The following is a 5,653-nucleotide window of genomic DNA, read 5'->3' as shown; positions in this document are numbered from 1 at the left end:
CGCTTGTCGTCGACCGGTACTTTCTTCTCCACCGCGTCGACGCCGGCGAGGATGTCGCGCAGGTCGCCGTAGCCGAAGTCCTTGCGGTTGGCCTGCACGTATTTTTCGCCCTGGCCGAAGCTGCCGCGCGGGTTGGGCATGAAGACGAAGTAGCCGAGCGCGGAGAAGGGGACGCCGCCATAGCCTGCGTTGGGCCAGCGGGGCGTGACGGCTGCTGAGGGGCCTCCGTGGACATAGACGACAAGGGGATATTTTTTGGCGGGATCGTAATTTGCCGGGTAGAGGAGCCAGCCCTGGACCTTGAAGCCTTCATTGCTCCAGTGGACGTCTTCCGCCTTGCCCCAGAGAGGCTTCCGGACGTCGTTGAGATGGGTGATCTGCTTGAGATGGTTGATAGGGCCAGCCCAGACCTCGGGGCCTTTCTCAAAGGAGGTTTGGACGAGCGCGACGTCTTGCGTTTTGGAGGTGGAGACGCTCATGACCAGCTCGTTGGCCCAGATGGTTTCTGGGAAGGTGATATCGACTGCCTTGGGGTCGCTGCCCGTCTCCGTATTGATGGAGGTGATGCGGGTGCTGCCGCCGACGTGCTCGGCGAGGCCGATGACTTTGGGCGAGAGCCAGTGGATGAAGGCTACCGACGCGGGTCGTTCGGGAGTAAGGTTCCGTGACTCGCCACCTGTGGCGGGGATTAAATATATGTCGCCGCCGGTGGAGCCCTGGTCGCTCATCAGGCCGCCGATGAAGGCGATCTGCCTGCCGTCGGTCGACCAGCGGGGGACGGCGATCTGGAGGTTGTGGAGGGAGCCTGAGACTTCGGTCGGCCTCAGGATCGATTGCGGGGTTGCGTCCTTCTCTGCTGTCTGCACATAAAGCTGGGCGACCCACCAGTTGTTTTCGCCGGGAGGATTGGCGGCGACGTAGGCAAGGCGCTTCGAATCGGGCGACCAGTCGAACTCGTAGACATGCAGGTTGGCCGGGGTGAGCTGCGTGACGGTACCGTCGGCCACATTTACCACAGCTACACGCTGGATTTCGATGCCGTCCTCGCCGATGACGCCGCTCCACGGCTTCATGGCGGCGAGCGCTCCGGCGTTGCGGGTGGCGTTTTCAACGAATAGGAAGCCGATGGAGCGGCCATCGGGCGACCACACGGGCATGTCGATCTCGCCGGTGACGTGGGTGACCTGTCGGCACTGGCCGGTCTTCTTCGACCAGACGAAGATCTGCTCCTGATCGGGCTTGTCTTCTTTCGCCGCGCAGGTTGAATCGAAGGCGAGCCATTGGCCGTCGGGCGACCAGATGGGGGCTTCGTTGGAGCAGTCGGTTGCCTCTGCCTCGGTCCTGAGGATGTTGTCCCTTGCCGGATTGGCTACGTCGGTCAGATGAATCTGGGTTCCGTCGGATGTCTCGACCGACCATGCCACGGTCTTTCCGTCAGGAGAGATCGCGGCCTCGGTGGGATCTTTCGTCTGGCTGAGCATCTGGATAAGTGCGCCGATGTGCTCGTCTTTACGAGACACTGTATTGGTCGTCTGGGCGGGGAGCGGGCAGATGGCAGAGAGAGCGAGGATCAGGGACGATGCCGAGAGACGCAGCGGAATGCGGGCGCGATTCATGCGAAAAGGCTAGCATGGGACGCTCGCCAGCAGACTCCTTTCCCGGTCTCGACGTAGAGCTTATTTGCACAAAAATCGATCGTTGCGGCTGAGTGCTCGCGAGATCAATTTGTGGTCAGATTTGAGGACGGGCAATTGTCCGCTACGATTCTTATGACTTCTTCCTCTATTTGGTGCTTGCGGGCGCAAAATTTGTTGACGAAATCTAAGGGAATTGCTATTGTTAGAAGGTTCCGCGAGTATCCGGATTGCGCTGTCAGCTAACGCTGGCGTGCAAATGGGGTGGAGACATACCCCGCGCAGGCAGAGAATATCCGCTTGGGTTACACTGGATACAAGAGATTTCACCGCAGGACATTCCTCAGGTTTGATTTTGGAGTGTCGTAGTCTGCGGCCTATCGCAATCGTGCCTGCGACACCCTCCACCCTGGATGGGCTATGCGGGCCGGGACAGCGAAACGGAGTCGGCTCTTCCTTGTTGAATGAGGAAATGCGCTCGGCCACCGTCGACTGTTTTCGTCTGGTAATGGTTTTACAGACGCGAAGCAGGGCAGATCTTCGCAAGAGGCGCTTCAGCGTCCTCATTCTTTTTGTGTGTACGACACAAATTGCGAAGTCACCTGACCTTCTGCGCGCCTGACAAGATTTCGACTCAAGGTATCGCGCGCAATCGCAAGGAGTTCTAGTGCCTACGTTTCATCAGCTCGTCAAGCAGGGCCGCACGCCCACACGTTATAAGACCGCCAGCCCTGCTCTGCAGGGTTCGCCTCAGCGCCGTGGTGTCTGCACCCGCGTTTACACCCAGACCCCCAAGAAGCCGAACTCGGCCCTCCGTAAGGTTGCGCGTGTTCGCCTCACCAACGGGATCGAGGTCACGACCTACATTCCGGGTATCGGCCACAACCTGCAGGAGCACTCGATTGTGCTGATTCGCGGCGGCCGTGTGAAGGACCTGCCGGGTGTTCGCTACCACGTGGTTCGCGGAACGCTGGACTCGGTAGGTGTTGCCAACCGCAAGCAGAGCCGCTCGAAGTATGGCGCGAAGCGTCCGAAGGCTGCTGCCAAGTAAACCCTGCGGTTCGCCGCATGAATTTTAGATTTGACACTTAACAGTTCAGGTCTTGAGAAGTCGACAGTCCTGAACCGGGGTGAAAGCCCTGAAGGAAGACGAGAAGAACAATGCCCAGAAAAGGCTATATCGCGAAGCGTGAAGTTGCACCGGATCCGGTGTACAACTCGACCCTGGTTACGAAGTTCGTCAACTCCATGATGTGGGGTGGCAAGAAGTCGACCGCGCAAGGTATTTTTTATACCGCCATGACCAACCTTGAGCAGAAGGGTGGCGACGAGGCCCTCAAGCTTTTCAAGAAGGCCATCGAGAACTGCAAGCCTTTGCTCGAAGTCAAGAGCCGTCGCGTTGGCGGTGCGAACTACCAGGTTCCGATCGAAGTTCTGCCGGAGCGTCGCACTTCACTGGCGATTCGCTGGCTGGTGACATATGGCCGCGCACGCGGAGAGAAGGGTATGGTGGAGAAGTTGACCGCCGAGTTGCTCGATGCCGCCAATGGCCGTGGCGCCGCGATGAAGAAGAAGGAAGATGTTCACCGCATGGCTGAGGCAAACAAGGCGTTTGCTCACTATCGCTGGTAAAGCAAGAGTTTCTCAGTAGAAGAGTTTTTTTGTCTTCAGATCTTGCCTTAACGCTTTTTTACCGCGAGCGAAAGCTTGCAGATGAGAGATTGACCGTGGCACGCACTACACCTCTGAATCGTTGCCGAAATATCGGGATCATGGCGCACATTGACGCCGGCAAGACGACGACGACCGAGCGCATCCTCTTCTATACGGGCATCACGCACCGTATCGGCGAGGTGCATGAGGGCACTGCGACCATGGACTGGATGGAGCAGGAGCAGGAGCGCGGCATCACGATTACGTCGGCTGCGACGACCTGCACCTGGAAAAACATCCGCATCAATATCATCGATACGCCTGGCCACGTAGACTTTACGGCCGAGGTGGAGCGTTCGCTACGCGTGCTCGACGGTGCCGTGGCCTGCTTTGACGCTGTGGCCGGTGTTCAGCCGCAGTCGGAGACGGTATGGCGGCAGGCCGACAAGTACAAGGTTCCCCGTATCTGCTTCATCAATAAAATGGACCGCGCAGGAGCCGATGCCGTTTATGCGACCAAGACGATTGTTGATCGTCTGGGTGCACGTGCAGTGGCTTTGAATATTGCCGTTGGCGCTGAGGCGAAATTTGCCGGTGTCATTGATCTGGTCACGATGAAGGCTATTCTCTGGCACGATGAGACGATGGGCGCCGAGTATTCGGTGGAAGAGATTCCTGCTGGCTTGCTGGAGACTGCTAAAGAGGCGCGCCACACTCTGATCGAAGCCGTCGCGGAGAATGACGATGAGCTGATGCACCTCTATCTTGAGGGGCAGGAGCCTACCGAGGCACAGCTCAAGGCTGGTATTCGCAAGGCGACCATCGCCATGAAGATCTTCCCGGTGCTCTGCGGTTCGGCCTTCAAAAATAAGGGCGTACAGACGCTGCTTGATGCAGTGGTCGACTATCTCCCCAGCCCATTGGATATTCCCGCTATCGTTGGACACAACCCCGACAATATGGAAGAAGAGGTTCTTCGTCACGCGGACGATAGCGAGCCTTTCGCAGCTCTCGGCTTCAAAATCATGACTGATCCATTTGTCGGTCAGCTTATCTTTATCCGCGCCTACTCGGGCCAGTTGAAGACGGGTGATTCGGTGCTCAATCCGCGTACCGGCAAGACGGAACGCATTGGCCGTCTGTTGAAGATGCATGCCAATAAGCGTGAAGAGATTACAGAGATCCTCGCTGGCGATATCTGCGCTGCTGTCGGCCTCAAGAATCTGGTTACGGGTGACACGATCTGCAATGAAAGGTATCCTATTGCGCTCGAGTCTATTGACTTCCCGAAGACCGTGATTGAAGTTGCGGTTGAGCCCAAGACGAAGGCCGACCAGGAAAAGATGGGCATGGCGCTCGCCAAGCTGGCGCAGGAAGATCCAACCTTTAACGTTCATACTGACATTGATTCGGGTCAGACCATCATCGCCGGTATGGGCGAGCTTCATCTTGAGATCATCGTCGACCGCATGATGCGCGAGTACAAGGTCGAGGCCAACGTCGGCAAGCCGCAGGTTGCTTACCGCGAGACCATTCGCTCCAACTCGGATGCGGAAGGCAAGTACATTCGTCAGACCGGCGGTTCGGGTAACTACGGCCACTGCAAGATCCGTATCAGCCCCAACGAGCCGGGCAAGGGCTACGAGTTTTCAAACGACACCAAGGGTGGTGCGATTCCCAAGGAGTACGTCAAGCCGATCGATCAGGGCATTCAGGACGCCATGCTGCGCGGCATTCTGGCTGGCTACGAGATGGTCGATATCAAGGTCTCGCTCTACGACGGCAGCTATCACGATGTTGACTCGAACGAAATGGCATTCAAGATCGCCGGTTCCATGGCTTTCAAGGAGGCCGCGAAGAAGGCCAAGCCGGTTCTGCTCGAGCCGATGATGGATGTCGAAGTAACGGTTCCCGAAGAGTTCATGGGGACAATCATCGGTGACTTGAACAGCCGCCGTGGCCGCATCGAAGGCATGGAGATGGTTGGCGGTACGCAGGCGATCAAGGCGACAGTTCCGCTGAGCACCATGTTTGGTTATGCGACGCACATGCGGTCGTCCACACAGGGCCGTGCAAACTACTCGATGCAGTTCAAGCAATATGAAGAAGCGCCACGGTCGGTCTCGGAAGAGATCATTGCCAAGGTGCAGGGCAAGGATAGCAAGTAAGCTTCTGCCGCGTAGTACAACGAATTTAGCAATATCACTTTAGAAGCAAGGAAACACGGAGAGTAGTCATGGGCAAGGAAAAGTTTGACCGGTCAAAGCCGCACGTAAACATTGGAACGATTGGGCATATCGATCACGGCAAGACGACGCTGACGGCGGCGATCACGAAGGTGCTGTCGAAGCACAACCCGAAGAACA

Annotated in this window: 5 protein-coding genes; 4 read left to right on the top strand and 1 reads right to left on the bottom strand. The window is 57.4% G+C overall.

From position 1 onward, the window contains the following. Positions 1–1,616, bottom strand: a 1,616-nt coding sequence (locus VMU57_RS13330; protein WP_325384181.1) for a S9 family peptidase, incomplete at its 3' end; no start/stop codon positions are given. 685 nt (positions 1,617–2,301) lie between these two features. Here VMU57_RS13330 and rpsL point away from each other — a divergent pair. From rpsL to VMU57_RS13310, 4 genes are all read left to right on the top strand, one after another. Continuing rightward, positions 2,302–2,685 (top strand): 30S ribosomal protein S12, encoded by a 384-nt coding sequence (rpsL, locus tag VMU57_RS13325; protein ID WP_014263802.1) that lies wholly within the window; start codon positions 2,302–2,304, stop codon positions 2,683–2,685. Between the two features lie 110 nt (positions 2,686–2,795). Next, a complete protein-coding gene (gene rpsG, locus VMU57_RS13320; protein WP_020715236.1) occupies positions 2,796–3,266 on the top strand; it encodes a 30S ribosomal protein S7 in 471 nt (156 codons plus the stop codon). 95 nt (positions 3,267–3,361) lie between these two features. Further along, positions 3,362–5,455: an elongation factor G gene (fusA, locus tag VMU57_RS13315; protein WP_325384174.1), complete on the top strand. Its 2,094-nt coding sequence runs from the start codon at positions 3,362–3,364 to the stop codon at positions 5,453–5,455. Between the two features lie 68 nt (positions 5,456–5,523). Beyond that, a partial coding sequence (locus tag VMU57_RS13310) for a GTP-binding protein (protein WP_325384183.1) occupies positions 5,524–5,653 on the top strand: 130 nt, incomplete at its 3' end.

The organism is Edaphobacter sp., assembly GCF_035532915.1.
Taxonomy (GTDB): Bacteria; Acidobacteriota; Terriglobia; order Terriglobales; family Acidobacteriaceae; genus Edaphobacter.
The sequence above is the reverse complement of the archived record's forward strand: the minus strand, read 5'-3'. Positions and strand labels throughout refer to the sequence as shown.

Bases quoted from the DNA above. Each gene is read 5' to 3' on its own strand.
- rpsG (WP_020715236.1), top strand. From the start codon at position 2,796: ATGCCCAGAAAAGGCTATATCGCGAAGCGTGAAGTTGCACCGGATCCG.